The following is a 25,941-nucleotide window of genomic DNA, read 5'->3' as shown; positions in this document are numbered from 1 at the left end:
AAGCGTTTTTATATTAGCTGTGATACTTATCGAGTGTAGGGTCTATCAACAGACCCTAATAAAATTAATGTTTATTTTGTATTGGTTGACTCATAATTATTATTACATCAATAAATGTCCTATAAATCTATTACTGCTCAATAAGGGGCAAGCATGAGTTTTTTTGAAAAAATGGCTGCGGCGAAAAAGACTGAGATTGCCAAGCTGAAGACAAATCCTATCGATGCAGCGCAACTTAAGGAAAGCACAAAATCCTTGGCTGCTGCACTTACCGGCGACCGTTTGCAAATTATCGCTGAAATTAAACGAGGTACTCCTGGCGCTTGTGAAGTTTTTGCGCCTCCCAATTTGCATGAGATTGTAATGGCTTACAATCAATCAGCGGCAGCTATTTCGATCGTCGTGGAAAGTCAATTTTTTAATGGCCGATTAGCAGATATAGGTTTCGTAGCAGAACATTCCCAAAAACCTATCTTGGTTAAGGATGTTGTTCTTGATAAAGTTCAAGTGGACTGGCTGAGAGTTCATGGTGCCAACGCCGTGCTTTTAAATGCTAATCTTCTTACGAAGCAGCAACTTAAAGAACTATCTGCCCATATTGTCTCTTATAGAATGGAGCCGTTCGTTGAGGTCCATGATTTACAGGAGTTTCACGCAGCGTTAGAAATAGGAACAAAAATAATCGCTATCCATAATGTAAATCCAATAACATGGGAAATTAATAATGCCAAAACCGAATCAATACTACAAAGCATCGATAATCGCTACCTGAACGATATTATTCTAGTTTACGCTTCTGGAGTTAAATCTCTCGATGATTTGAAACGGATAAGAAAAATCACGCAATTTGGAGCGGTGCTTATTGGTGCCGCCTTTATGCAAAATCTCGAATTGGTACATCGTTTCAATGACGAGTTAGCAACAGATAGCTAAAATAACGAATTGAGCCGAAGTGCAGATCAACCCCTTGTTTCTCAATCAATGGTCAATTGATAACTGTGTTGTCAAAAATTTTAAATATAAAAAATCAATAACTTAAACCTCTAAATGAATTGATCAAAAAACAAAAAAATATACTATTTGTAATTTTCATATGTCTTATAAAAATAACTAATTGGATTAAAATTGAGTTTATTGTTTGAATATTGATCTTCAAATGTATATTTCAATAAGTCTCTCAGTGAAAAAAGGTAGTACGTTACTTTGGATTTCTTAATGAGAACAGCCATTCTCTTAGAACTTGTGGAAATAATCAATTAGAAAAGGGTGACGAACCATGCAATTTGGTGAGTTATAAATATATTTATGAGTAATTAATATGAATCCAGAAGATATAAGACTATTTTTTCAAACCTACTATACCAACCACTTTAAGGATCCCTTGCTATTTGAATCCAGGAACCAAGAAAGAGGCGATGCGCTTCAAATTGTTTCATCTACTTTGAGTAAAAATGACGCAGAGCAAGTGGCTAAGCGTATTAAAATGTCTCTACCATTAGCTGAAGTGGGTGTGGTTGCATCTAGAAATATAAGAAATCAATTTCGTGCCATAATTCTTAATCCTGTCAAAGTGTATGAAGTATTTCTTAAGAATGAAGATAAGATAAGAACATTTTTCCAAACACTATATAACAAGAGCACGAATAGCCAATTGCAATTTGAATGTCGAAACAGGTTCGGTGTCTATGGGCAAAAGCAACTTGGCATTGTATCACCTGCGTTGAGTGAGCATGATGCACAACAAATGGTGGAGCATCTGAAAAAAGTGTTACCGGCATCAGCTAAAGTAGAAGTAGTCGATTCCCTCAAAACTCCAGGCCAATATCGTGCCGTAATTATCAATAGTGAAGAGGTTTTTGGGATCTATGTTAAGAGAATGGTGGATATGCTTAATCGGTTTCATCCAATTCCCAGTGATCCAAAGCGGTTTGGGATGACCCACTTTTGGACTAGTCCGTGCACTACATTTATTGCGTATAAAACCAATATAGCCTCACTCTATCATAGTGACAGCATGGATCCTAAAATCCGGGTGCAAGCACTTGAAGAAATTCATAAGTTTAATGCACACATAGAAAAACTTTTTCCTGGATTCGAAATTAGAACGGAACATCATAGGCATGGGGATGTTTATTTGATTGAAAATTTTTCTTATGTGCATTACGTATCATTGCAGCAACAATTAAAATTAAAGGACTTAGGAATTTTATTTTTTTCTCAAAATCAAGACAGGTATAAAAATTCTAAAGCAGAGTTAACAGAAGATCTTCAAGAAGACATTGAGTTTATCAATAGGTCACGTAAAGTGGATTACTAATGCTTCAAGCCAAGTATGTGTCTTTGATTAAAGTGGGGATTAACGAATAATCCCCAGAGTTTTATTTTCAGATAACGGACTCTATTAAGGTTGGAACACTTCCTGTTGAACGCCTCCAACAACCCATTGAGGACTGTTGGGAAATTGGCGAAAATGCCAGATTTCATCAAGCGGGCTTAGTTGTTCATCATTTTCTTTAATAGAGCCTGTAAAGCGGACACTTGCGATCAATGAATTAGATTGTTTTGAAACATCCAGTAATTCGGCGTCCAAAGCAATCACTTCTGTTTTATTAGGCGCATCGCCTCGCTCATCTAATTGCATTTTAATTTCTGCAAATACTTCGGGTGCGGTAAATTCACTCAAATCTTGAAGATTTTTATGATCGTAAGCGGCTTGTAAACGATTAAAGGTTACTTTAGCTTCACGCAAAAAAGTTTCAGGAACAAAGCCAATAGGATATTCGGAAGCATTATTGTTGCCTCCCATAGAACTATTGCTAAAGGATTGAGTAAAATTATTTAAAGGATTTTGATTAAAAGGGCTAGATTGGCCTGTTTGAAAACCAGGTTGCATTTTTCTGCGAAAGAATCCAACGACAAAGAAAACAACTGCCCCTAAAATTAACCAAGACAAAATACCGCTGGTAATGCCATGTCCCATAAATAAACTGGTTAATAGGCCCCCGATTAATAACCCACTTAATAAACCACCCCATCTACTCGGGTTTTTAGTACTTTGCCCGATAACGCTCGATTTTTGTGTTTTATTGGTTGAAAAGAGACTGCTTTGAGAGCGTTGCACACCAAAGCTTCTCCCTCCACCAAAGCGTTTAGCAGATGCTTCGTGAACCAGTAATCCAAAACTTAATAATGCAATAAGTAAATACGAAATAAACGTACGCATAGAAATAACCTTTTTTATTTAAGGATTCTTAGTATATATGAAGCAGAGGGAATCTGTCTCTTTGTGTTTTAAAAATATACTATTTTTTAGGAAATTATTCGTTTTTTACTTTCGGAGGTAGAAATAAAAATTATTTTGGGGTGTTGTATGGGGTAATTTTAGTAGGCACTCACTGTTGCAGGAGACGAGCTCTAAAACCTAGTCTTCCAAAAACGAGAGGCCAAGGAGTAACAAATTGCACCTGGTTCGTTACATCCCAACAATTAAACAATATATTCTTCCAAATTAAAGCCATTTAAAATGCCGGGCGTGAAGGGATTCACCTGATTATTTGTTTTTAATAAATAGCGCCCCGAATTGCTGTTCACTTCAAAAAGAATTTGTAAATTGGAACTGTCTTGTTCATCAATAAGGACATTTACCTTTTCTAGAAGCTTGAATAAAGCCCATACTCCTTGTTCAGCGAGTTCATAATGGTTCCCTTCAATAGAGTCGAGAGCAAGTTTTGCATTGGCTTGGGGCCAGGTAAAGTGAGTCATCGAGTCACTGCCTTGATTATCTGATAATTTAGTTTGACCAATTTGTAATTCCAGGTTTGCAACTACAGGATCAAGGCTGATTTTTTGCAAGCTGAAATTAATTTTGCTTTCTTCACCACGATCTGGGAAAAACATATTAGTGATAATATTTGCGCGTATCAGTGCATCTAATGTTTCTGAGGTGATCGGTAATAAGGTATCGTTAATTGCTTTTGGTTTCCATTCTGCACTCGAAATATCTAAGAAGGGTTTTACATAGTTTTCAGTAAATGTATTTAATGTTCCATGAGTGGAGAAGAAGCGATTAAAGTCATGAATCGATATTTCTTCCTTTTGTGATGAATCAAACGGATAACGTTGTGCAATGGTACTTTGGAAGTCTCGAAAGACAGTTTGTTGCCATTGTTCGTTAATGTATTGGCGACTGTCTTTGATTAAAATACTCCAGGCATCCCCAGCTAATTGTTTTGACCAAATACTTAAGGGGGCAGGTAAAAGTTTTGCCTGATTATAGAGTTGGCTTACTGGATCTGATGCATTGTCACTAGCGAACCGCGTTCTCGTGATATTAAATGCAGTTTTTCCATTATCATTTATCATGGATAAAGTAGAAATAAAGCGCTCTAAATCAACGATTTTTAGGCTAAGTTCTTGAGTGCTGGAATGGCTCATTAAGTTTAAATCAGTAAATTGGCTGGCGATAAACTGATTAAAAGGCGAGGAGTTATTTGTCAAATCTGCCTTAGTTTCTTGTTGGATTAAGCCTATTATTTTACTTAATGCATGGGATTGCTCTAAATTTTTAACAACTTGGCGCCCAGCTTGATAATCTTGATAATGAAACGGTTGCGATTTACGCATAAAGGTTTGCCACCAGGTGACATAATCGAAGCAATAAGCTTGAATTAGCATATCTTGTAATTGGCCTAAATCGTTTCGTGCGAGCACCCAATTTTCTTTTTGCAATGTATGGTTAATCTCAGGAATTTTTTGTATCACATCATCAAAACCTGTTCGAGTAAAATAAACAGGCAATTCATTTGTAGCTAAAACAAATCCATTAATTGAGATTTGTTGTTTCGTTGTAGGGAAAGATTCTTTAGCAATAGAGTAATACAGATAACTTGTAGGTAAAGCATTAAGATAGTTGCGTGCATCGGTAATGACTTGCTGTTTGACTATGATATTTTTTGGTGGTTTATTTAAGAGTCGTTTTAACAGAGTCAGATGTTTTTTTAAGGTGATTTCTGATTGATCTTTCCAATGTGAAGCAAACCAATCATGTACTTGTATTGTTGAAAAATGCTCTGGTTGGCTAAGCATTAAGTAAATTTTCAACGCATTATAGCGAATAATTGGTGTATTACTTGGATTGTTAATAACTTCTTCGAGCTCATTCGTTAGCGAAGATAAAAAATCACCGTAGAGGCGGTTGTCGGAGCTGTTTTGCAAATTATTTTTTAGTTGATGCACCGTTGGTAGTGATAACGAGTTACTTGGAATATGGCTCATTGTTTGCGCAGCATTCGATAAATGATAAAGAGCCTGTTTTTGTTTGTCCTGTTGATTACTGAGTACATCATAGGCAAGTAATTCTTTGCTTGCTTCATCCAGTAGGTGCGCTGTTTTATAATAATTGTAACTTAAAATCAGCAGGGCAATTCCCGCAATACTCGCTGTTGCTGAAATAATGGTTTTTTGTGAAAACTTTCGTAGCTGTGGAATTTGACTGCAATGTTCTTGGATTGTTTTTAGGGCACCCTCAACAAAATAGGCTCTGAAATTAGTTGCTTGAGGGAAAGTATCTTGAACTGCTAATGCATATTCGTGCTGAATTTTCTTGTTGAGGCGATCAATACTGATGCCGCCTTGTTCAGCACTTGTAAAATAAATTGAATGTAAATTAAACAGCTTTGTTGAAATTCCGTGAATTAATGCATGAATCGGGGTACATAGGCTAGCCACTTGCAATGGAAACTCACGAATTAAACTACGTCTCATCGTGGAGCGAGCAGGATGCATCTTATGAATGACTTGTTGATTTAGTTGTTCAATCAGTTGATTAAATTGTAATGCGTAAGCTTCTTTCTTTTTCTTGGGTTCATTCATGCAATCCAGAGAAAACCCGAGCGGTTTTGCTAAATCGGTTGTATGTTCCGATTGATAAAACTCAGTAAAACCGGCTAATGTATCCATTTTTGTAAATATGAGCGCAAACTCAACAGGATAACCCAAATTAATACCAAATCGTTCTAACAACTGCAGGTGTGCTTTCTTTTGTTCCGCAAATTGGGTGGGATCGGCAATGAGTAGGTCATTTACATCAATACACAACACTATGCCTGTAATTTTCAGATATGAATTACAACGATTTAATTGTTTTAGTGTATTGAGTAGGAGGTTTTTGCTGTTCGTTAACCAATTTTCACCTAACTCAATCATGATTCCTTGCTGATTAAAATAGACTTTTGCATGTTGTTCGCTAAAGACGGATATTTCCTCCATGTTACTTTGTTTTAATAATGCCGACTTTCCTTGTGCATTTTTTCCCGTAACTACTATAAAAGAGAGCGGATGGCTTTGGGGTTTTAATTGGGAAAGTATTTTTTTTATAGCATCACACAGTGCGCGTAAAGAGTTGTCCATTAGCTCTCCAGAAGAGCGAGTTGTGAGTGACCAAATAAAACTGATTTTGCTTTATTTTCCAATAAATATTGGCTAGTAAAAAAAGCAAAGACCACTAAAGTTACCGCAGTAACCAAGGTGATTATAACGGTCTTGTAACTTTTTTTGATAGTTTTAGGCAATGGATTTTCATTAAATAAGCGGCGAGGTTGGTGAAAACGATTTTGCTGTATTATCTGATAGAGATCATCAATGTAGTTGTCTAAAGCTTGTCGTCCATCAGCTTTAAGATGATAATGTCCTTCAAAACCTACAATGAGAAAAAAATATACCAATTCAATCAGATCCAGATATTGGTTCGGGCGCTCTTTAATGTAATTAAGAATTTCAAAAAAACGATATTGAGGTTGAGTGCCATCATTGGTTAGTGGTGTAAAGGCCTTGAATTCGGCATTTATTTGATAGACACGCATGTAGTTTTTACCGATGAGTTCATCTATGGTTGCGGTCATTAAATAATGAGCAATGATAATGAAATCCATAGGGTACTTGGACGCATCCATTTTGCTTTGAAATGCAAGCAGTTCGTGCTCAATGTTATCTCTAATATTCTCAATAGGGGGCAATGAAGGACTTAAACAAAGTCTTTCCAATAAGGATAAAAGAGGGCCTGCCGCAGCAACCAGAGCATTAGTAGAAAAAGGAGCGATAAATAATTTAGACCGATAGTACCCCTGCGGGATAAGCGAAGTTCCCGAGTCGAGGCGATTGTTGACGAGCGAGACTGGATAATGCTCAGCTGTCATGGTCTTGCTCCTAATGAATCTTTGTTCCATGAAGTCAAAGTGCAAATATTCTTAACCTAATAAAGAAGATAATACGTTATGTACTACCTATAGTTCAAGTAGGCTAAGATTTATAATCAGTCCAAAATGACAGTTTGCTTATATTTTATTTGCATCACTCCTTAACAATAAGGTACTATGCATGTTCGTTAGATATAGAACCGTTTTAGTACTATATTTATAGTATGGGATAAATTAATAAATCTGAGTTTTATCTTTAATTAATGTAAGTTCGGCAAAAAAATAAAGTGATTTTTCATATCGAGTTGATTGATTGAGAATTGGATGCGGATAAATGCGATGCTTCTTCGCTTTCGCTGGTGAGGCTTTACCGGATAACGTTCGTTGAGCGATATATGAAAGGTATTTTGGGATTTTATGTTGAGTTCACGTTAATTAAGACTTAATTAGTACTAGATTATTCGATTTTGAGGTGTTATGCTGCGCATCAGCAAATTGGCCGATTATGGAACAGTAGTGATGGTGTATCTCGCGAGGCACACGCAAGAATTATGCAATGCTCGTGATATTGCTTTACACACTCATTTGACTGTACCTACGGTAAGTAAAATTTTAAAACGTTTGACCAGTGCAGGGTTGTTAACCTCGGTGCGGGGAGTAACTGGAGGATACCAATTGCGACATCCTGCTACTGAAATTTCTGTGTCGCAAATAATTTTTGCATTGGAAGAACATCGTGGCTTCACAGAGTGCAGTGCGCACCCTAATGGCTGTTCATTACAAGATGTTTGTACTATTCAGGGTAATTGGCGATTAATTAGCCAAGCAATTGAAACAGCTTTGGATAGTGTGAGTTTAGCTACATTAGCTAAACCCACTTTGCTTGCACGTGATGTGGAGCGGGTTCGACAATTAGCAAGTGGAGTTAATCGTGGCTAAAAGCAGTGAGCAAATTAATTCTCTGCTCGATAGAGAATATCAACATGGTTTTACGACCGACATTGAGGTAGATACTTTTGCGCCTGGATTAGACGAAGAGGTTATTCGGCGATTATCAGCAGTGAAAGGTGAGCCTGAATTTTTACTTGAGTGGCGTTTAAAAGCCTACCGACATTGGTTAACTATGTCTGCCCCTCAATGGTCTAGCGTGCATTACCCGCCGGTAGATTTTACGAGTATCTCTTATTATTCAGCGCCCAAGCAGAAAAAAGATGCGCCAAAAAGTCTCGATGAAGTTGATCCTGAATTATTAAGAACTTATGAAAAACTTGGTATTCCCTTAAGAGAGCAAGAAATGCTTGCTGGTGTGGCTGTAGATGCTGTTTTTGATAGCGTTTCTGTAGCGACCACCTTTAAAGCAAAATTAGCTGAAAAAGGGGTGATTTTTTGCCCAATTTCTGAAGCAGTGCATGAATACCCTGACTTGTTAATGCAATATTTAGGCTCAGTTGTTTCTTATCGAGATAATTTTTATGCTGCTCTAAATTCGGCTGTTTTCAGTGACGGCTCTTTTGTTTACATTCCAAAAGGAGTACGTTGTCCTATGGAATTGTCTACTTATTTTCGAATTAATGCGGCCTCTACGGGGCAGTTTGAGCGCACATTAATTGTTGCAGATGTTGACAGTTATGTATCCTATCTTGAGGGATGTACTGCACCCATGCGGGATGAAAATCAATTGCATGCTGCTGTTGTCGAGTTGGTTGCATTGGATGGAGCTCAAATTAAATATTCAACCGTGCAAAACTGGTACCCTGGCGATAAAGAGGGTAAAGGCGGTATTTATAATTTTGTGACTAAACGAGGGGCGTGTCGTGGCAAACGCTCTAAAATTTCTTGGACACAAATAGAAACCGGCTCAGCAATTACCTGGAAATATCCAAGCGTAATTTTACAAGGTGATGATTCCGTTGGTGAGTTTTATTCAGTTGCTTTGACTAATAATTACCAACAAGCGGATACCGGTACTAAAATGATTCATATCGGTAAAAATACACGGTCAACGATTATCTCCAAAGGAATCAGTGCAGGCAAAGCACATAATGCTTATCGTGGTCTGGTGCGTATTGCACCCACGGCAATTAATGCGCGTAATTATACTCAATGTGATTCAATGCTTATGGGGTCTGAATGTTCGGCGCACACTTTCCCTTACATAGAAGTTAAAAATCCAACGGCGCAAGTCGAACATGAAGCAACTACTTCAAAAATCAGTGAGGAACAATTGTTTTATTGTCAACAACGAGGAATTGATACAGAGGATGCCGTGTCAATGATTGTGAATGGCTTTTGTAAGCAGGTGTTAAAAGAATTGCCTATGGAGTTTGCGGTGGAAGCAACTAAATTATTAGGCTTAAGTTTAGAAGGGGCAGTAGGTTAGTATGTTAAAAATCAAAAACTTAAATGTTTCTGTGAATGGACAAGCCATTTTAAAAGGTATTGATCTTCAAGTAAATGCTGGCGAAGTTCATGCAATTATGGGTCCGAATGGTTCTGGTAAAAGTACCTTGTCTAAAGTTTTAGCTGGTCATCCTTCTTATCAAGTCACTGATGGTGAGATTTCCTATTTAGGACAAGATTTAAATCCTTTGCCTCCAGAAGAAAGAGCACGTGCCGGAGTTTTTCTATCTTTTCAATATCCGGTGGAAATACCTGGAGTGACCAACATTAACTTTCTTAAAGCATCTGTGAATGCAGTACGTAAAGGCCAAGGGAAAGATACGCTTGATGCTATTGAGTTTTTAACGTTCATTCGTGAAAAATGCCAGTTGCTCGAGATGGATGAGAGCTTTTTATACCGTAGTATAAATGAAGGATTCTCAGGGGGAGAAAAAAAGCGTAATGAAATTTTACAGATGGCAGCTTTAGAGCCTAAGCTTGCAATTCTTGATGAAACGGATTCAGGTTTGGATATTGATGCATTGCGTATTATTTCTCATGGTGTTAATGCGATGCGATCACCGCAGCGATCCATTATTTTAGTGACCCATTACCAACGTTTACTTGATTATATTGAGCCGGACTTTATTCATGTGCTGGTTAATGGGCGTATTATTCTTTCAGGAGATAAGTCTCTTGCTCTTGAATTAGAGAAAAAAGGGTACAGCTGGCTTGAGGAAACGGTGCAGTGATGAGCGAGATTTTGGAATTTTACCAACAACAAGCAAAAACAAGTTTGTCCTCTTTGCCTTGGCTTGCTCAGTTGCAAACTAAAGCATTGCGGGATTTACATCGTCGTGGTTTTCCGACACGCCATGATGAGGATTGGAAATACACGAGTGTTGATGCTTTGTTAAACCAATCTTTTCTGCCTGTAAATAATTCGGAGTTTGTAGCGAAGTCTTCGCATCATGAAATAAACTTTGATTTGCCAATCTCCCAACATATATTACTCCAAAATGGATCTTATTTCAGTGACGAACAACTTATAAGCGGTTTGCCCAAGGGAGTCATTGTTCTTCCCTTATCAGTTGCAATCATTCAGTATCCTGAATTACTTAAGTCTCATCTGGGCAGTATTTTAAGACAAGAGCATGGCTTTCATTATGTGAATACAGCTATGATTCATTGCGGGATGATGATTTATATCCCAGAGGGCGTGATTTTAGATGAACCTATCGCTTTAAGTCATGTGCAAACACACATGAATCAAGCGGTTTATTTACGCCATGTTATCATTGCTGAGGCAAATAGCCGTGCTACGGTAATCGAAGATTATCAAGGCTTAGTGGATTGTCGCTATTTGACGAATACAGTGACCGAAATTTTAGTTGGAGCTAATGCTCAAATAACTCATTATAAGATACAACGCGAGAGTAAATCTGCTTATCACGTAGGGCATTTAGCAGTAAAACAATTGGAAGGTAGTGAATTTTCCAACCATTCATTGAGTATAGGTGGGCAGTGGGTACGCTCCGATATCAGTTTGGATTTACATGAAGAAAAGGCATACTCCTTGATGAATGGTATTTATGCACCTGCAGATGGACAACACGTAGATCATCACACAACGGTGCAGCATTTAGTGCCTAATTGCAAAAGTGAGCAAGATTATAAGGGTATTTTAACAGGACGCTCGCGTGCTGTATTCAATGGTAAAGTGTTCGTTGCCAAAGATGCGCAACATACTGATGCCAAACAACAAAATAAAAATCTATTACTCTCAGTAAGTGCAGAGGTGGATACTAAGCCGCAGTTGGAAATTTTTGCTGATGATGTATTATGTTCCCATGGTGCTACAGTTGGACAACTCGATGAAGAAGCATTATTTTATTTAGCAACCCGCGGCATCGATCGACTTGAAGCATCGCATTATTTAATCCATGCTTTTGCTAGTGATAATTTACGGCTTGTTCCGCATCGCGAGTTGGCGACCTACATGGGACATTTATTAACGAAACAGTTGGGGTAAGGCTAATGGACGCTCTAGATATTGAGGCAATTCGTAGAGATTTCCCTATACTTAATCAAAAAGTGAACGATTTCGATTTAATTTATTTTGATAATGCAGCAACAACGCAAAAGCCTAAAGCGGTAATTGAGGCTATGTCTCGTTATTACGAGCAGGATAATGCCAACGTGCATCGCGGTGTTCATGCTTTAAGTGTCAGAGCTACAGAACTTTATGAAGCGGTACGTTCAAAAGTGAAACGCTTTATTAATGCTTATTCGCCACGAGAGTGTATTTTTGTACGTGGGACAACAGAAGCGATTAACCTTGTTGCTCAAAGTTTGGTTGCACCACGAATTTTACCTGATGAGGAAATACTAATTACGCATATGGAGCACCATTCGAATATTGTCCCTTGGCAAATGGTATGCAAAAAAACAGGTGCAAAATTGCAAGTAGCGCCTATTTCACTTGATGGTGAAATCTTATTAGATGAATTTGCGAAGAAATTAAATAAAAATACTAAACTTGTGGCAATCAATTATGTTTCTAATGCATTAGGTACGATTAACCCAGTGAAAGAAATGATTGAGATGGCGCATGAGTATGGTGCAAAGGTGTTATTAGATGGCGCCCAAGCTACGGCTCATTTGCCGGTAGATGTTCAGGAGTTAGGCTGTGATTTTTATGCCTTTTCAGGTCATAAAATGTATGGACCAACCGGTATAGGCATTTTGTGGGGTAGAGAAGAAATTTTGGATGCCATGTCACCCTATCAAGGAGGGGGTGAGATGATCAATTACGTAACTTTTGAGGCAACAGAATATGCTCCATTACCTCAGAAATTTGAAGCAGGCACCCCTAATATTGCTGGAGTTATAGGCTTAGGCGCTGCCATTGATTATTTAGGATCTTTGGATTTAGATGCAATTGCTGCTTATGAAGCCAAGTTATTGAACTACGCAACTGCTGCTGTTCAATCAATAAGTGGATTTAATATTATTGGTACCGCAAGACAAAAAGTTCCCATTGTTTCTTTTGTGCATGGAACAATACATGCTCATGATATAGGCACTATTCTAGATAGTGAAGGAATTGCGTTACGTAGCGGCCATCATTGCGCTATGCCATTGATGGACTTTTACAATGTTGCTGCTACCTCACGTATTTCTTTATCATTTTATAATACAATTCATGAAATTGATTCGTGCGTACAAGCATTACATAAAGTTAAAGAGGTATTTGCATGAGTGCTGAATTGCGAGAGTTATATCAGGAAATTATTATTGATCATAATCGTAATCCTCGTCATCACTATACAATGCAGGACGCAACGCATCAGGCTAATGGTTTTAATCCTTTGTGTGGCGATAAATTAACCGTTTATGTCAAGATTGAAAATGATGCGATTGCTGAGTTGAGCTTTTTAGGATGTGGTTGCGCGATATCGCAAGCTTCTGCTTCCTTAATGACTGACTCTTTAAAGGGAAAAACAGTAGCAGAAGCTCATGAAATGTTTCATCGCTTTCACCACATGCTGACTCAAAATGAAGAAAGTCAGTTACAGTATATGGATAAATTGACAGTGCTTGCTGGAGTTAAGGCTTATCCGGCACGCGTAAAGTGCGCTACTCTGGCTTGGCATACGTTGGAAGCCGCATTAAATAAAGAAAGCAATGTGGTAAAAACAGAATAGAAATAGTGAACGCTGTCGTTTAGGATACTGGTTACGAATTAGCCTTCATCCAGGCTACAAAAATAGGTACGTTTATGTTTGGTTTTAAGAAAAAACAGGATTCTGAGTTATTGAAAGAGGCCATTATCAATGCCCTTCGAGGTGTTTATGATCCAGAAATCCCTGTTAATATATATGACTTGGGCCTAATTTATGATGTATCTATAGACGATAATGCCCATGTCTTAATTCAAATGACTTTAACTACTCCTGGATGTCCGGTTGCGCAAACTTTTCCAGGAACTGTAGAACAAGCAGTTAATCAAGTTGAAGGGGTTAGTGATTGTACGGTTGAATTAGTTTGGGAGCCACCTTGGTCCCAAGAACGGATGACTGAGGCAGCGCGTCTTGAACTGGGAATTTTTTACTAATGTGGAACCCCTCCGCACCCATTGAATTGTTACGTCAACGTGCTGAAATACTAAATAGAATACGCTATTTTTTCATGGAGCGTGGTTATTGGGAGGTAGAAACTCCAATAATGGCACGTTACGGTACAACAGACGTTTACTTAAGTAATATTGAAGCGCTATTTCGAGGTGAAACCTATTATCTACAAACCTCTCCTGAATACCATATGAAACGTCTGCTTGCAGCAGGTAGCGGTCCCATTTTTCAAATTGCACGTGTATTTCGCGATGATGAATTAGGTCGTTGGCATAATCCAGAGTTTACTTTATTAGAATGGTATCAATTAGATATTGATCACCATACTTTGATGGAAGAAATGGATTTATTCTTACAACTGATCTTGGAATCTGGACCTATGCTTAAGAAAACCTATCAGCACGCTTTTCTAGAGGCATGTACTATTGATCCTTTTTGTGCGACAGTGGATGAACTTCGCCAAGTATTAGCCTATTTTAATTTAGACAAAGTACTGTCTGCGAATGAAGAAGATAAAGATCAGTATTTATTTTTACTGATGAGCCATGTAGTGGAGCCTTTTTTAGCTAAGGAGAGTGTTCCTGTTGCTGTATATGATTTTCCGATCTCACAAGCCGCCTTAGCTAAAATTAATAATGGAGTTGCGGAACGCTTTGAGGTTTATTATCAAGGGGTGGAGTTAGCGAATGGTTTTCATGAGTTAACGGATGCTACTGCACAGAGAAAGCGTTTTGCTTTGGATCAACACCTAAGGAATGAAAAAGGTCTTCGTACTGCTGAGGTAGATCAATATCTTTTAAACGCTTTGGAGCATGGGTTACCCTCGTGCAGTGGCGTGGCTTTAGGTATAGATAGGCTCTTGGCTTTAGCCCTTGGAAAATCAGAAATAGCGAACGTCATTGCATTTGATTTTTTAAGAGCTTAAGAATGGGTGCGTTATTGCGTACCCGTTCCTAAGCGTGATGAGGCATAACCTTATATGGGTATGTTTTGGAGTGGCTCGCTGTGGCTTTCTTTTTGAAATTCAATATATCCCCATTTTGCCTTTGTATTCATAGATTGAAATTCATTTATTTTGGCAGTAATTCTCTGGGTAAGAATTTTTTATATTCAGCATAATCTGCGCTTGATTTTACAAAGTCTTGTGGGGTGTTCAAACAGTAGCTTATATAATTAAGCTGTTCTCTCGTTGCATGGGGAAGATCAGGTTTTGAAGGAGCTTTAAAAAAACAGTTTCTTAATATCTTGGGGAAAGACCAGCTGATCATATCTTGTAATTCTTCGATAATGAATTTAAATTCCGCTGGTTGTTCTACAGGAATATGATCCAATTCGCCGTTAATCATTTCAACGTAATCTGCGATTAATTTTGTGGAAAAAGGCATTACAGTCAACTCATTGGTTATATTAATTGCCCGAAGTATAAAATTTTTGATCATAAAATAGCAAGAGCAGGTTTATTCAAAATTTCCGGTTCATTATATCTATCTTTTCAGTGATAAAGCGTTAATTGTTCATGACAAATCCATTTGGCTTCCGCAATGATGGAGTAAACTTCATTATCTCCAATAATGATATGATCTAACAATCGCACATCAACTAGTTCTAAAGCTTCACGCATTCGCTCTGTCACTGCTATATCTTGAGGGCTAGGATCAGATACACCGGATGGGTGATTATGAGCAAGTATTAATGCTGCTGCATTAAGTCTAAGAACACGTTCTATGATTGGTCTTGGGTGAATCGTTGCGGTATTAATGGTGCCGGAAAAAAGTTCATCATAAGCAATGATACGATGTTGATTATCAAGAAACAAGGCAACAAAAGTTTCATTTTTATAATCACGTAAACGTTTTTTTAAATAGGCATATGTTTGTTTGCTGTTAGTAATTTGAGTTTCCTTTTGGATCTGAATAAAATCACTTCGTCGGCATATTTCTTTAACTGCTTGTAGTTGGACATACTGAACTTCTCCTAACCCTTGTACCTGTTTGAAGCTTTGTGTGTCTGCATTAAGAATGGCACGTAAATCACCTAAATGAATGAGAAGGTCACAAGCTAACTGCATGCAAGAATTTGTTTTATTGTCTGAATTGATAAAAACAGCCAGTAATTCTATATCTGAAAGGCTTTGTGGGCCATAAGTAAGTAGTTTTTCGCGCAGATCAAACTGCGATGTTTGGACACCAGTCATTTTCTATTCCTTTATTGCGAAGTTTATGCTTTGATCGGTGCTATTCTTATCAAAAAAGGTTTGTTATGCAAGATTTTATTGGTAAAAAAATTCTTCTTGGGGTTTGTGGTGGCGTGGGTGCATATAAGTCTGCTTTTCTTGTTAGAGAACTAACTCGAGTGGGTGCTGATGTTAAAGTGGTAATGACACGCTCAGCACAGGAATTTGTAAGTCCCTTATTGATGCAAGCATTATCGGGTAACGATGTGCGTACTGATTTATTTGATGCACAAGCCGAGCGTGCGATGGGACATATTGAATTAGCACGTTGGGCTGATTGCCTGGTGATAGCCCCTGCTTCGGCAAATTGTCTTGCTAAAATAACACAAGGCATCGCAGATGATTTACTTTCTACTTTATGTCTTGTTACAGAAACTCCTATTATCGTTTGTCCTGCGATGAATCGTAGCATGTGGGCTCATCCAGCGACACAGGCAAATTGTAAGATCTTGCAAGAGCGAGGGGTTATTTTTGTTGGGCCAGAAGAAGGTTCTCAGGCTTGTGGCGAGTATGGTCTGGGGCGGGTCAGTGAGGCAGAGCAAATTATCAATGCCATACGTCTGCACGAGGTGCATCGACTGCTGCTCGGTAAAAAAGTAGTAGTCACTGCAGGTCCTACTCGGGAATCTATAGATCCAGTTCGTTATATAAGTAATTATAGTTCTGGTAAAATGGGCCATGCTATGGCTGAAGCAGCAGCAATGGCTGGTGCACAGGTTACTTTAATTAGTGGGCCAAGCACATTAAATGTTTCCACTGCCATTAAACAGATCAAGGTTGAATCTGCTCAAGAAATGCTGAATGCAGTAATGCAGGAAATGCCGGAGAGGGGAATATTTATAGGAACAGCCGCTGTTGCTGATTATGGGGTGGAGTCGCCTGCGCTTGAAAAAATCAAGAAAAAAATCAGGATGAATTAATGCTTAAACTGGTGAAAAATCCTGATATTCTAAGTCAAGTTGCTGATTCAGCTAAAGCATCTTATGTCGTTGGATTTGCTGCTGAGACTACAAATGTTATATCCTATGCTACAGAAAAATTACAACGTAAAAAATTGGATATGATAGTAGCTAATTCAGTCGGAAAAGGAGTTGGATTTGATACTGACGTGAATCAAGTTACTGTGATCACAAAAAGCAAACAAATCGAATTACCGTTAACTCATAAAACACGGTTAGCAGGTCAAATTATTGCAATCCTTGCTACAACTCTGCAAAATGAGACGCACTAAAACTAATGGGAAAAATCATGACACAGGCTATTCAATTAAAGATTCTTGATTCAAGAATAGGTGATACTATTCCTTTACCTGCTTATGCAACTCATGGTTCGGCAGGTTTGGATTTACGGGTTTGTATTAACGAACCTATCCAAATTGCCCCTCAAGAAACAATATTACTGCCTACCGGAATATCGATTTATATTGCCGATCCTAAGCTTGCGGCCGTTATTTTACCTCGTTCAGGCCTAGGTCATAAAAATGGTATTGTTTTAGGAAATTTGGTGGGATTAATTGATTCAGACTATCAAGGTGAACTCAAGATTTCTTGTTGGAATAGAGGTGTTGAACATTTTACAATAAATCCAGGGGAGCGTATTGCACAATTAGTGTTTGTTCCTGTCGTGCAGGCTGCTTTTGAAATTGTAGATGAATTTATTGAAAGTGCTAGAGGTGAAGGTGGATTTGGAAGCTCAGGGAGGCATTAAGATGAACTATCAACAAAAGCAAATTTCTCGTTCTGTTTTTCGTGCTTATGATATTAGAGGCATCATCGGAGAAGAATTGGATGAAGATTCTTTTTATAGTATTGGATTGGCAATAGCCTATCATTTACATGATTTAAAAAAACAACAAATTTTCTTGGCACGTGATGGACGTCTTACCAGTTTAGCTATGGCTTCGGCCTTGAAACAAGGGTTACTGGATAGTGGTATTGACGTATTAGATTTGGGTGAAGTTGCTACACCAGTGATGTATTTTGCTGTGTATACCCAAGGAATTGATTGTGGTTTGATGGTTACGGGTAGCCATAATCCAGCTAATTATAATGGCATTAAAATGGTTTTATCCGGAAAAACCCTAATGCAAGAAGACATCGATATTTTGTATCGTTTAGTGGCGAAGGGTGAACGCGTTTTTGGGCATGGTAACGAGAGTGCGTTTGATATTCTACCTGCCTATAAACAACGAATAATGAATGATATAAAAATTAAACGCCCATTAAAAGTTGTGGTTGACTGTGGAAATGGGGTTGCCGGTCCGATAATTCCGCAAGTGCTTCGTGAATTAGGATGTGATGTTATTGGTTTATATTGCGATGTTGATGGACGTTTTCCTAATCATCATCCAGATCCTACCATTGAGGCAAATTTAAAAGATTTAAAAGCAGCGGTGGCAAGTCACCATGCAGATTTAGGCTTGGCATTTGATGGCGATGCGGATCGATTGGGTTTAGTGACCAATCAAGGAGAAATGATCTGGCCTGATCGTCTCATGATGCTTTATTCACGCGAATTGTTAAATAGACATCCAGGAGCTACGATAGTTTTCGATGTAAAATGCTCCAGTCATTTAGAATCGGTAATCAAAGAAGCAGGTGGCGTACCTAAAATGTGCCCTACGGGTCATTCTATAGTCAAGCATGTGATGAAAAAAGAGCAAGCTGTTCTAGCAGGTGAGATGAGTGGCCATTTGTTCTTTAAAGATCGCTGGTATGGATTTGATGACGCGTTATATAGTGCTTGCCGTTTGTTGGAGATTATAAGTGCGTCAGACATGAGGGTGAGCGAACAGTTTGCATCAATCCCTAATAGTGTCAATACTCCGGAATTAAAGATTGCTATTGCTGATGAAGAGAAGTTTCAGTTTATGGAACGATTTAGTGGAATAGCAGATTTTTCAAAAGCACGCATTATTTCTATCGATGGCCTACGTGTTGAATTTGAAAATGGATGGGGATTGTTACGTGCATCGAATACCACTCCTTGTCTTGTTGCTCGTTTTGAAGCAGATGATGAAAATTATTTAGAGCAAATAAAACGGTTATTTAGGGCACAAATGAAACGGTTGGATGCGACATTGGAGCTGCCCTTTTAAATCATAATCGTAACCTTAATTGAATGTATTCCAGGGTATAGTTTCTTAATGTAACGTTCGGGCTTAGGAGATCTCAAAGTCCAGAATTGGGTCTTCAAGGAGGAGCATTTTGCTCTTCCTCAGGCTGAGCGGTTCTAACGAGTGGTTGGATCCCCAATTTTGTGCGGATTAATAAACTGGCGGAAATGGAAACCAAACGCATTGGGATTGGCAAGAGTATCAATCAATTTTTAATTCATGTATTCCATATCGATCTAATACATGTTGGCTAATACTTTGGGCTAACTCCACTTCACTGAAAAAAATGTTCCTTTAATTTCTTGATTTAACAAAGTTTTTTCTTCTTCATTTTGTGCTCGAATGACTAGTTCAATTAGGGGGGTTAATTGTTGAGCTTCCTTTAACGTCTGCCTAATATCAAAAACATCAAAGGTCGTCACAATAAGCATTCCTGCTTGAGCGATATGGGCTTGAATTAGCACCGAAGGATCCGTACTGTTTCCAAGTACGGCAGCTATTTTATGAACTCGCAATTGTTCTATAAGCTCACGATTTTGATCTATGACTACATAATGTATCTTGTGATTGGTTAATATTGTTCCAATCAGCTTTCCAAGCTGATTATATCCAACCAGGACCACATGGCCTGATAGATATTTGTCATCTTCGGTGAGTGATAGCTCCATTAAAGGATCTTCAGCATGTTCAAAACTACGAGCCCAGGGAGACTTAGCGCATATCCAGGTTTGCAGTGGTTTGATCATTTTAAATAAGAAAGGGTTGAGAGCAATAGAGATTAAAGCACCGGCAAGAATTAGATCTTGTCCTTCTAAAGATAATAAATTTAATTGTACCCCATAGGCAGAAAGAATAAATGAAAACTCTCCGATTTGGGCTAAGCTTGCCGCAACTGTTACGGCGGTATTTAAGGGATAGCGAAAAACTAATACCAATAACATTGCGGAAAGAGATTTTCCAACAATAATAATGCTTACTATAATAAGCACCCGCAGTGGCTGATCAATAAAAATATATGGATTAAATAACATTCCTACCGACACAAAAAATAAAACGGCAAAAGCATCTCGCAGGGGAAGAGATTCTTCTGCAGCGCGGCGACTAAATTTTGATTCTTGGATAATCATTCCTGAAAAAAATGCACCCAGAGATAACGAGATCCGAAATAACTTTGATGCTCCAAAAGCAATACTAACCGCAGCGGCTACGACACATAAAGTAAAGAGTTCTCTTGATCCTGTGCGTGCAATTTGCCAAAGCAATTTAGGGAGAATCCAGCGGCCAATCAGGAGCATGACAACAATAAATGATGAAATTTTAAATAGAGCACCTCCTAAAATGAGCCATAAATTATTACTTTCGTTTCCTGTAACGCTGTTATCTAGCCAATACGCCATAAGGGGTAAAAATAAAAGTACAATAATCATGGCAATATCTTCAACAATTAACCATCCAACCGCAATTTGCCCATTAATAGAATGTATGATTTTTTGATCTTCCAACGCTCGTATTAATACCACGGTACTTGCAACAGATAGGGCAAGGCCAAAAACGATTGAACTTATGAAATTCCAGCCCCAGCAAATAGCAACTCCTGCCCCAAGAACGGTTGCCACAATAATCTGTAGTACTGCTCCAGGTAGTGCAATTTTTCGGGTTTCAAGCAAGTTATCTAAAGAAAAGTGAAGACCAACGCCAAACATTAATAGGATTATGCCTATTTCAGCAAGTCCTTTGCGATGTGAGGATTTGCTACAAATCCTGGAGTGAATGGACCAATTATGATACCCGCTAATAAATATCCTACTAATGCTGGAAGTTTAAGTTTTATGGCAATGAGTCCCATTACCAAAGCTAAACCAAGAGCCGTTACCAGAGTTGTAACTAAAGGTAAACTATGGTTCATCTATCAAGGGTTCCCTTTTAAGTGATAGTTCATATTTTTTCCACATTTTTGAATTATAGGCACAGTTTTTATATGGATGCTCATATTTTTTTCAGTTACGCAAGAAAATGAGATTAAATGAGTGGGGTTTCAGTCTGTTCGTTGAACAGTGAAATCATTTCTAAAAAAGAGATTCACAAATAAATCCTACTTATTCATCACTTTTTACGCACACAGAATCTTCTTTATCAATAAGATTGATATGAAGTATGAATACAATCAATTGTATTTATTTTAATCTTTGTGGTTTAATTTGATCAATAAAGTTAAAGGTGATGTATCATGAACTTATTTGTTAAACAATTCTCAGAGGCGCTTAATGTCTATTTAGGTGATCTCTATGTAGAGAGGCGAATCTCGGAATCTCAAGTGCAAGGTATGGGACATTTATCCCGTCTTTTCGATGAGATGAAGATATTTACTGCAGAAGCAATTGCTGAGGCATATGACCAAAGCATGAGTCAAATAATATCGAAACACATCTGAATAATATTGTGCGTGAAACAATAGCACCTTTGTTCAATAAAGACATGACGGATTTAAGTGATGAAGCCAAAACAGCACTAGGCTACAATTATCCAATATTGCACAATATCTGTCCTAATGAAGATCCTCGACAAATGATAAATCCTCTCCTGCAAGCAGTAGGGTCGCTATATGGACAAGTTGTTGCTACTGGATTAAGCGCTAAAAAGGAAGCGATTAATAATAGTAAAGAATTGAGTGAGGAAGAGAAGAAGCAAAGTACGTTCAACCTAAACAAGACTTATAATGAAAAAGTAAGCTGTCAGATGAATAAACATTGTCCTTTTTTAACTAAAGAACTTATTTTAGGGCAGGAACCAGAAAAATTATCAGAAGAGGAAATCACGAAAAAAATAACTAGCCTTAAAGATTCCTTAAATGAAGCATTGCAAACAGTAAAAAATTACCACGCTGAATTGTATGCAAGGCTTGGTTATACTATTTATCCTAAAACCGATGAAACAATTATGGAACCTAACAATATCTATTTAAATTTGAAGAAAATAGATGGTAGTAAGCAAGAATGTGAGTATTCAATTTTAAAGTCTGGTAATGAAATTCTTCAGGGTACAATACCAGATGAAATTGGTATTAATAGAGAAGATGATCTAAAAGATTCACGCCTAGAAACTAAAAAAGTTGCAATTCTACGTCAATTAATTGATTTCGGCTCAATTAATTCAATTGATGATCAATTGGCTAATAATATAATTCGTTTGCAAGAGGCAAAGACCGTTATAGAAAGACAGATAGGTAAATGTCAAACATATCTAGATAAATTTGCATCCTTTAAGGAGGAGAGTAGGGATATCTACGATGCATATTTGCGGCAAGCAAAACTTGATTTGGAAGATTCGTGTAAAAAAATTAATCAAACAGTCACAGATAACTTATTACATGTCAATCAAGAACCGCATGTAAAAAAAATTGGCGAAAAAATTTTAAATATTCTTATAAATTTCCTCACTCTAGGAATAAAGGGATATAAAAGTGAAGCAACAATACAAGCGGAAAAGCGTGTTGCTTTGCCAGAAACTTTGAAATCAATTACTGCAACACATTTAATGAAAGAACGCTTACAGGAAATTCGAACACAACAACCAATGTCATCATTGCTTAATCAAGAGGAACACAGCGACGTTCAGGAACCGTTAGACATGGGGCTAATGATGAGTATAGGTTAAGGAGGCACAATTCAACTATTTCCAAACACCACAACCAACATTTTTTTGAAAACAACAGATCAGCTCCATCTGTTGTTTTTGACTTTTTAACCATACATTTCGTTCTTTTGTTACAATTGGTTTCGAATAAGAGGTATCTGTAGTGCAGCTGCGATTAATTCTGCGCGGTTATGACAATGGAGTTTATTTTTAGCAGCATTAAGATGATCTTCGACTGTTCTAGGTGATAGGTTTAATTTTTGACCTATTTGTTTTATTGTAAGCCCTTTTACCAAATGATAAAGGCAATCAATTTGTTTTGCAGTAAGTTGATTGTTTACGTTTCGAATAGGTAATGGTACATTTTCAATAGGATTTTGCGTCATAAATGGGATAGTCTCTTGTAACGCAGTAAGCAATGACATATCACTATCAATTTGAAAAGAGATTCCTACAATCCCTATGAGCTTTCCATCTCGGGAGCGTAAGGGTGCTTTACGGCTTAGGTAGTAGAGTGGACCAGTATCGAGTTGGACTGGTTCTATGAATGTTTTGACTTTATTTTGTTCGATAATCTGTGCATCATTTCTCATAAGTAAGGGGCCTTGCTCCTTCCACATCAAGTCGGTGTCTATTTTTCCTTTCACATCATCTATTTGCATTTTAATAGCAGAGGACATGTTATGGTTACAGTCCAAATAGAGTCCTTTTTATCTTTTACATATACATTTGCTAATGTAGTATCCAAAATGTCATCCACTTTAGTGGTTACAGCATCGTCTATACACAGAAAGCGAGCAAGATTGCGAGTATTCATACAACCTCGGCAATAAAGAGTAGCTTTTATTATAAAGCAATGATTAAATTATGTACATAAATTTGGTGATATTAAAGCAAACTTACTCGTGCTTGCTCAAAATTATTGACGATGACGGACAAAGTGCTTCCTAAGCTCCACATACAGCTAAGACAGATAAATGAAAATGCTATCTGAGTGATGGACATATTATTGAAATAGAATATTTGTAAAAATACCGAAAAACAGGTTAAGACCACGCCAAATAAGGAGATATGCAACAATCCTAGGCGCCCAATAGGTTTTCCTACAAAAAAAGCTAATAAAATAACGTATATTGGAATAGCCACTAAAATGGCATCAGATTTATGCGTGATAAGGGTAAAATTTACCGTGACGAAGTCTAAGCAGCGCCCTAAAAACAATAAGAAAATTCCCATAAAAACATACCATTTTATTTGATATTCATTCATGCGGCCAGTTTTTAAATTAGTTACAGCATTTTTATTATTGTGCAAATAATTCATAATTTTTGATACCGTATTAATCACGGTGTGTGTCTTTTTTGTCACTAAAAGACATTGAAAAGATGAATAGCCGGCAAATTGTTCAATGAAGCCAAGTAACGGTTTTTAAAACATATAGCATCACTTCAAGAAGCTGATTATTTTGTTTTCGCGCTGGAATTTTTTCCAGTTTCAGTAACTGAAAGTCATGTTGCTGAGCTAACTGACTAATATAATCCGGATGATGGCTAAAGCGAGCGCTTGTTTCGAGGTGCCAAGGAGTTGATGTGCTTATTTCGGCAGTAAAAATAAAATAACCCGGACGTCTTAGGTGTAAATGGATGGAATGAAATAAGCTCTCAAGTTCGCCAAAATAGGGAAGAACGTCAGCAGCCACAATCAAATCATAGGAGTTTTTGTTTTGAAGAAGAAATTGATTTATTTCTGCCTCGAATAAATTATCATAAATTTGTTTTTCTTTTGCTTGAGCCAACATTTTTGCTGCAATATCGACACCAACTAAATATTTGCTTACTTCGCGCAGAACAATACCGGTTAACCCGGTTCCGCATCCGAGGTCTAAGGTATGAATATTGATGGGTAACTCCAACTGATGGACTATACGCGCAATGTGTTGGGGTATTGAGTAATGCAGGGTGCCTTTCATATGTTGATCATAATATAGCGCGTAATTATTAAATAAGTTATGGGCATATTCAGGGGTAGTTTGTGCTTGTGTATCCCCGTTAATGGCATGGAGCATATGAGCGCTGATTGTATCTTTAGGATTAATTTCCAAAGCGCGCTCTAAATATTCTCGTGCTTTTTCTTTTTGTTCCATTTTAATATAAATTGCTGCCAAATTATTTAAAGTGGACGTATGCGTACTTTCTAATCGAGTAATATGCTCAAAATGAAGAATTGCTTCATTCAAATGTCCTAAGGCCATCTGGGCTACGCCTGAATTGTATAAATATTCCAGATTATCAGGATCTTTCTGCAGTAACACATCATAATGCATGAGAGCATTTTCAAAACGGTCGTGATGCATGAATGTTGCCGCCAGATTATTACGCGCTTCGGTGTTGTCATTATCTAAAGCTAATGCTTTACTGAAAAAATCAACGGCTAATTGATTTTGTTGTCTTTTTAATGCGATGACTCCTAAATTCGAAAGGGCTTCTATTTGTTTATCATCTTGTTTCAAAACGTTTAGAAAAGCATTTTCAGCTTCAGACAGCGAGTTTTTTTCTAAATGCAGGACACCTAAATAAAAAGAGCTTCTGTGTGTAACGGATTTAAAGAGATAACATTATTGAATTGAGTTTTTGCTGCTTCTAATTGATTATTTTGGAGTAATAATAAGCCTAAATTAAAATGTGCGGCACTAAAGTCGGGCTCGGCATGAACTGCTTTGGTATAATGAAATAATGCTTTTGAATAATTATTTTGTGTTGCGTAAACCGTTGCCAGATTATTGTGTGCTTGCGCATACCGGGGGTCGAGTTGTATTGCACGTTGATAATATTCAATAGCCTTGTCCAGTTGATGTGTTTTTTTATAGGCATTCGCTAGATTATTGAGCAAACTGACATCATTTGGTTTGATTGAAAGAGCGTGTAATAAGTAGAGAATCGCGTTATCCATATCACCTAATTGAGCGTAAATAAGCCCTAAAAAATGCAGGCTATTAAAATGGTTTGGCTCTTGGGTTAATATTTGCTCATAAAGGCTAATGGCTTGAGGCAGTTGTCCTTCATATTGAAATTTATATGCTTGCGCAAAAAGTGCTTCTATATTCATGTATGTTCACGCCCCACTCATCGAAAGGTTTGTTTGCGCACATCTTGTATGAAAATAATTTTCGGAGCTCTTTTGTTCCTATTCTCCGTATTATTTTCACGAATCTGAGCTTAATCAACCTTTTATCAAGATTCAAATATATCTTCTGAA

Annotated in this window: 23 protein-coding genes and 2 pseudogenes; 15 read left to right on the top strand and 10 right to left on the bottom strand. The window is 37.6% G+C overall.

What is annotated here, in order from left to right:
- Window positions 1–153: 153 nt before the first annotated feature.
- Window positions 154–933: a beta/alpha barrel domain-containing protein gene (locus EL220_RS15680; RefSeq protein WP_027271326.1), complete on the top strand. Its 780-nt coding sequence runs from the start codon at window positions 154–156 to the stop codon at window positions 931–933.
- A gap of 385 nt (window positions 934–1,318) precedes the next feature.
- Window positions 1,319–2,317 (top strand): hypothetical protein, encoded by a 999-nt coding sequence (locus tag EL220_RS15675; RefSeq protein WP_232002500.1) that lies wholly within the window; start codon window positions 1,319–1,321, stop codon window positions 2,315–2,317.
- Window positions 2,318–2,401: 84 nt separating this feature from the next.
- Here the strand turns inward: EL220_RS15675 and EL220_RS15670 are convergent, their stop codons facing one another.
- From EL220_RS15670 to icmH, 3 genes are all read right to left on the bottom strand, one after another.
- Window positions 2,402–3,223: a Tim44 domain-containing protein gene (locus tag EL220_RS15670; protein WP_027271324.1), complete on the bottom strand. Its 822-nt coding sequence runs from the start codon at window positions 3,221–3,223 to the stop codon at window positions 2,402–2,404.
- Window positions 3,224–3,486: 263 nt separating this feature from the next.
- Window positions 3,487–6,408, bottom strand: a complete 2,922-nt coding sequence (gene icmF / locus EL220_RS15665; protein WP_027271323.1) for a type IVB secretion system protein IcmF — start codon at window positions 6,406–6,408, stop codon at window positions 3,487–3,489.
- A complete protein-coding gene (icmH, locus tag EL220_RS15660) occupies window positions 6,408–7,193 on the bottom strand; it encodes a type IVB secretion system protein IcmH/DotU (protein WP_027271322.1) in 786 nt (261 codons plus the stop codon). Before icmH ends, icmF begins: the two co-directional genes overlap by 1 nt.
- 477 nt (window positions 7,194–7,670) lie before the next feature.
- Between icmH and EL220_RS15655 the strand changes: the two genes are divergently transcribed.
- The 8 genes from EL220_RS15655 (at window position 7,671) to epmA (ending at window position 14,630) form a co-directional block, all read left to right on the top strand.
- Window positions 7,671–8,132, top strand: coding sequence for an SUF system Fe-S cluster assembly regulator (locus EL220_RS15655; RefSeq protein ID WP_027271321.1), 462 nt, complete (start codon window positions 7,671–7,673; stop codon window positions 8,130–8,132).
- On the top strand, window positions 8,125–9,573 hold the full coding sequence (sufB, locus tag EL220_RS15650) for a Fe-S cluster assembly protein SufB (RefSeq protein WP_027271320.1): 1,449 nt from the start codon (window positions 8,125–8,127) through the stop codon (window positions 9,571–9,573). Before EL220_RS15655 ends, sufB begins: the two co-directional genes overlap by 8 nt.
- 1 nt (window position 9,574) lies before the next feature.
- Window positions 9,575–10,324, top strand: coding sequence for a Fe-S cluster assembly ATPase SufC (gene sufC, locus EL220_RS15645; RefSeq protein WP_027271319.1), 750 nt, complete (start codon window positions 9,575–9,577; stop codon window positions 10,322–10,324).
- The gene (sufD, locus tag EL220_RS15640; RefSeq protein WP_027271318.1) at window positions 10,324–11,604 is read left to right on the top strand and encodes a Fe-S cluster assembly protein SufD; all 1,281 of its coding nucleotides are present in this window, start codon (window positions 10,324–10,326) and stop codon (window positions 11,602–11,604) included. The genes sufC and sufD overlap by 1 nt, the downstream gene beginning before the upstream one ends.
- 5 nt (window positions 11,605–11,609) lie before the next feature.
- Entirely contained in the window at window positions 11,610–12,833 is a 1,224-nt protein-coding gene (locus tag EL220_RS15635) for a cysteine desulfurase (RefSeq protein WP_027271317.1), read from the top strand.
- A complete protein-coding gene (sufU, locus tag EL220_RS15630) occupies window positions 12,830–13,279 on the top strand; it encodes a Fe-S cluster assembly sulfur transfer protein SufU (protein ID WP_027271316.1) in 450 nt (149 codons plus the stop codon). Before EL220_RS15635 ends, sufU begins: the two co-directional genes overlap by 4 nt.
- 74 nt (window positions 13,280–13,353) lie before the next feature.
- Window positions 13,354–13,689, top strand: a complete 336-nt coding sequence (locus EL220_RS15625; protein ID WP_003634662.1) for an SUF system Fe-S cluster assembly protein — start codon at window positions 13,354–13,356, stop codon at window positions 13,687–13,689.
- Window positions 13,689–14,630 carry an elongation factor P--(R)-beta-lysine ligase gene (gene epmA / locus EL220_RS15620; RefSeq protein ID WP_027271315.1) on the top strand — a complete coding sequence of 314 codons (942 nt, stop codon included), beginning with the start codon at window positions 13,689–13,691 and terminating at the stop codon, window positions 14,628–14,630. Before EL220_RS15625 ends, epmA begins: the two co-directional genes overlap by 1 nt.
- Before the next feature lie 145 nt (window positions 14,631–14,775).
- Here the strand turns inward: epmA and EL220_RS15615 are convergent, their stop codons facing one another.
- The gene (locus tag EL220_RS15615) at window positions 14,776–15,090 is read right to left on the bottom strand and encodes a hypothetical protein (RefSeq protein ID WP_232002499.1); all 315 of its coding nucleotides are present in this window, start codon (window positions 15,088–15,090) and stop codon (window positions 14,776–14,778) included.
- Window positions 15,091–15,197: 107 nt separating this feature from the next.
- Complete coding sequence (gene radC / locus EL220_RS15610; protein WP_027271313.1) at window positions 15,198–15,899, bottom strand: RadC family protein; 702 nt, start codon at window positions 15,897–15,899, stop codon at window positions 15,198–15,200.
- A gap of 65 nt (window positions 15,900–15,964) precedes the next feature.
- On the opposite strand from radC, the pseudogene coaBC reads away from it, so the two are divergent.
- From coaBC to EL220_RS15595, 3 genes and pseudogenes are all read left to right on the top strand, one after another.
- A pseudogene (gene coaBC / locus EL220_RS15605) lies at window positions 15,965–17,169 on the top strand (bifunctional phosphopantothenoylcysteine decarboxylase/phosphopantothenate--cysteine ligase CoaBC).
- A gap of 17 nt (window positions 17,170–17,186) precedes the next feature.
- On the top strand, window positions 17,187–17,645 hold the full coding sequence (gene dut / locus EL220_RS15600) for a dUTP diphosphatase (RefSeq protein WP_027271311.1): 459 nt from the start codon (window positions 17,187–17,189) through the stop codon (window positions 17,643–17,645).
- Window position 17,646: 1 nt separating this feature from the next.
- Entirely contained in the window at window positions 17,647–19,035 is a 1,389-nt protein-coding gene (locus EL220_RS15595; RefSeq protein WP_027271310.1) for a phosphomannomutase/phosphoglucomutase, read from the top strand.
- A gap of 281 nt (window positions 19,036–19,316) precedes the next feature.
- On the opposite strand, the gene EL220_RS19705 is transcribed toward EL220_RS15595, so the two are convergent.
- Both EL220_RS19705 and EL220_RS19815 read right to left on the bottom strand, forming a co-directional pair.
- Window positions 19,317–20,756: a cation:proton antiporter gene (locus EL220_RS19705; protein WP_027271309.1), complete on the bottom strand. Its 1,440-nt coding sequence runs from the start codon at window positions 20,754–20,756 to the stop codon at window positions 19,317–19,319.
- Between the two features lie 14 nt (window positions 20,757–20,770).
- Window positions 20,771–20,959, bottom strand: coding sequence for a cation:proton antiporter (locus tag EL220_RS19815; RefSeq protein WP_027271308.1), 189 nt, complete (start codon window positions 20,957–20,959; stop codon window positions 20,771–20,773).
- A 321-nt stretch (window positions 20,960–21,280) separates the two neighbouring features.
- On the opposite strand from EL220_RS19815, the gene EL220_RS15585 reads away from it, so the two are divergent.
- Complete coding sequence (locus tag EL220_RS15585; RefSeq protein ID WP_027271307.1) at window positions 21,281–21,484, top strand: hypothetical protein; 204 nt, start codon at window positions 21,281–21,283, stop codon at window positions 21,482–21,484.
- A 44-nt stretch (window positions 21,485–21,528) separates the two neighbouring features.
- Window positions 21,529–22,707, top strand: a complete 1,179-nt coding sequence (locus EL220_RS15580; RefSeq protein WP_128130937.1) for a hypothetical protein — start codon at window positions 21,529–21,531, stop codon at window positions 22,705–22,707.
- A gap of 110 nt (window positions 22,708–22,817) precedes the next feature.
- Here the strand turns inward: EL220_RS15580 and EL220_RS15575 are convergent, their stop codons facing one another.
- The 3 genes and pseudogenes from EL220_RS15575 to EL220_RS15565 form a co-directional block, all read right to left on the bottom strand.
- On the bottom strand, window positions 22,818–23,384 hold the full coding sequence (locus EL220_RS15575; RefSeq protein ID WP_232002498.1) for a helix-turn-helix transcriptional regulator: 567 nt from the start codon (window positions 23,382–23,384) through the stop codon (window positions 22,818–22,820).
- A 190-nt stretch (window positions 23,385–23,574) separates the two neighbouring features.
- Window positions 23,575–24,054, bottom strand: a complete 480-nt coding sequence (locus EL220_RS15570) for a hypothetical protein (protein WP_232002497.1) — start codon at window positions 24,052–24,054, stop codon at window positions 23,575–23,577.
- Between the two features lie 37 nt (window positions 24,055–24,091).
- A pseudogene (locus EL220_RS15565) lies at window positions 24,092–25,791 on the bottom strand (tetratricopeptide repeat protein).
- Between the last annotated feature and the right edge of the window lie 150 nt (window positions 25,792–25,941).

The sequence above is a fragment of the Legionella sainthelensi genome (assembly GCF_900637685.1).
Taxonomy (GTDB): Bacteria; Pseudomonadota; Gammaproteobacteria; order Legionellales; family Legionellaceae; genus Legionella; species Legionella sainthelensi.
This window is presented reverse-complemented; position numbering and strand designations above follow the sequence as displayed.

What these genes read in the sequence shown, in the direction of transcription:
- EL220_RS15680 (WP_027271326.1), top strand. Translation starts at nt 154, where the DNA reads ATGAGTTTTTTTGAAAAAATGGCTGCGGCGAAAAAGACTGAGATTGCC.
- EL220_RS15675 (WP_232002500.1), top strand. Translation starts at nt 1,319, where the DNA reads ATGAATCCAGAAGATATAAGACTATTTTTTCAAACCTACTATACCAAC.
- EL220_RS15670 (WP_027271324.1), bottom strand. Translation starts at nt 3,223, where the DNA reads ATGCGTACGTTTATTTCGTATTTACTTATTGCATTATTAAGTTTTGGA.
- icmF (WP_027271323.1), bottom strand. Translation starts at nt 6,408, where the DNA reads ATGGACAACTCTTTACGCGCACTGTGTGATGCTATAAAAAAAATACTT.
- icmH (WP_027271322.1), bottom strand. Translation starts at nt 7,193, where the DNA reads ATGACAGCTGAGCATTATCCAGTCTCGCTCGTCAACAATCGCCTCGAC.
- EL220_RS15655 (WP_027271321.1), top strand. Translation starts at nt 7,671, where the DNA reads ATGCTGCGCATCAGCAAATTGGCCGATTATGGAACAGTAGTGATGGTG.
- sufC (WP_027271319.1), top strand. Translation starts at nt 9,575, where the DNA reads ATGTTAAAAATCAAAAACTTAAATGTTTCTGTGAATGGACAAGCCATT.
- sufD (WP_027271318.1), top strand. Translation starts at nt 10,324, where the DNA reads ATGAGCGAGATTTTGGAATTTTACCAACAACAAGCAAAAACAAGTTTG.
- EL220_RS15635 (WP_027271317.1), top strand. Translation starts at nt 11,610, where the DNA reads ATGGACGCTCTAGATATTGAGGCAATTCGTAGAGATTTCCCTATACTT.
- sufU (WP_027271316.1), top strand. Translation starts at nt 12,830, where the DNA reads ATGAGTGCTGAATTGCGAGAGTTATATCAGGAAATTATTATTGATCAT.
- EL220_RS15625 (WP_003634662.1), top strand. Translation starts at nt 13,354, where the DNA reads ATGTTTGGTTTTAAGAAAAAACAGGATTCTGAGTTATTGAAAGAGGCC.
- epmA (WP_027271315.1), top strand. Translation starts at nt 13,689, where the DNA reads ATGTGGAACCCCTCCGCACCCATTGAATTGTTACGTCAACGTGCTGAA.
- EL220_RS15615 (WP_232002499.1), bottom strand. Translation starts at nt 15,090, where the DNA reads ATGCCTTTTTCCACAAAATTAATCGCAGATTACGTTGAAATGATTAAC.
- radC (WP_027271313.1), bottom strand. Translation starts at nt 15,899, where the DNA reads ATGACTGGTGTCCAAACATCGCAGTTTGATCTGCGCGAAAAACTACTT.
- dut (WP_027271311.1), top strand. Translation starts at nt 17,187, where the DNA reads ATGACACAGGCTATTCAATTAAAGATTCTTGATTCAAGAATAGGTGAT.
- EL220_RS15595 (WP_027271310.1), top strand. Translation starts at nt 17,647, where the DNA reads ATGAACTATCAACAAAAGCAAATTTCTCGTTCTGTTTTTCGTGCTTAT.
- EL220_RS19705 (WP_027271309.1), bottom strand. Translation starts at nt 20,756, where the DNA reads ATGTTTGGCGTTGGTCTTCACTTTTCTTTAGATAACTTGCTTGAAACC.
- EL220_RS19815 (WP_027271308.1), bottom strand. Translation starts at nt 20,959, where the DNA reads ATGAACCATAGTTTACCTTTAGTTACAACTCTGGTAACGGCTCTTGGT.
- EL220_RS15585 (WP_027271307.1), top strand. Translation starts at nt 21,281, where the DNA reads ATGAACTTATTTGTTAAACAATTCTCAGAGGCGCTTAATGTCTATTTA.
- EL220_RS15580 (WP_128130937.1), top strand. Translation starts at nt 21,529, where the DNA reads ATGACGGATTTAAGTGATGAAGCCAAAACAGCACTAGGCTACAATTAT.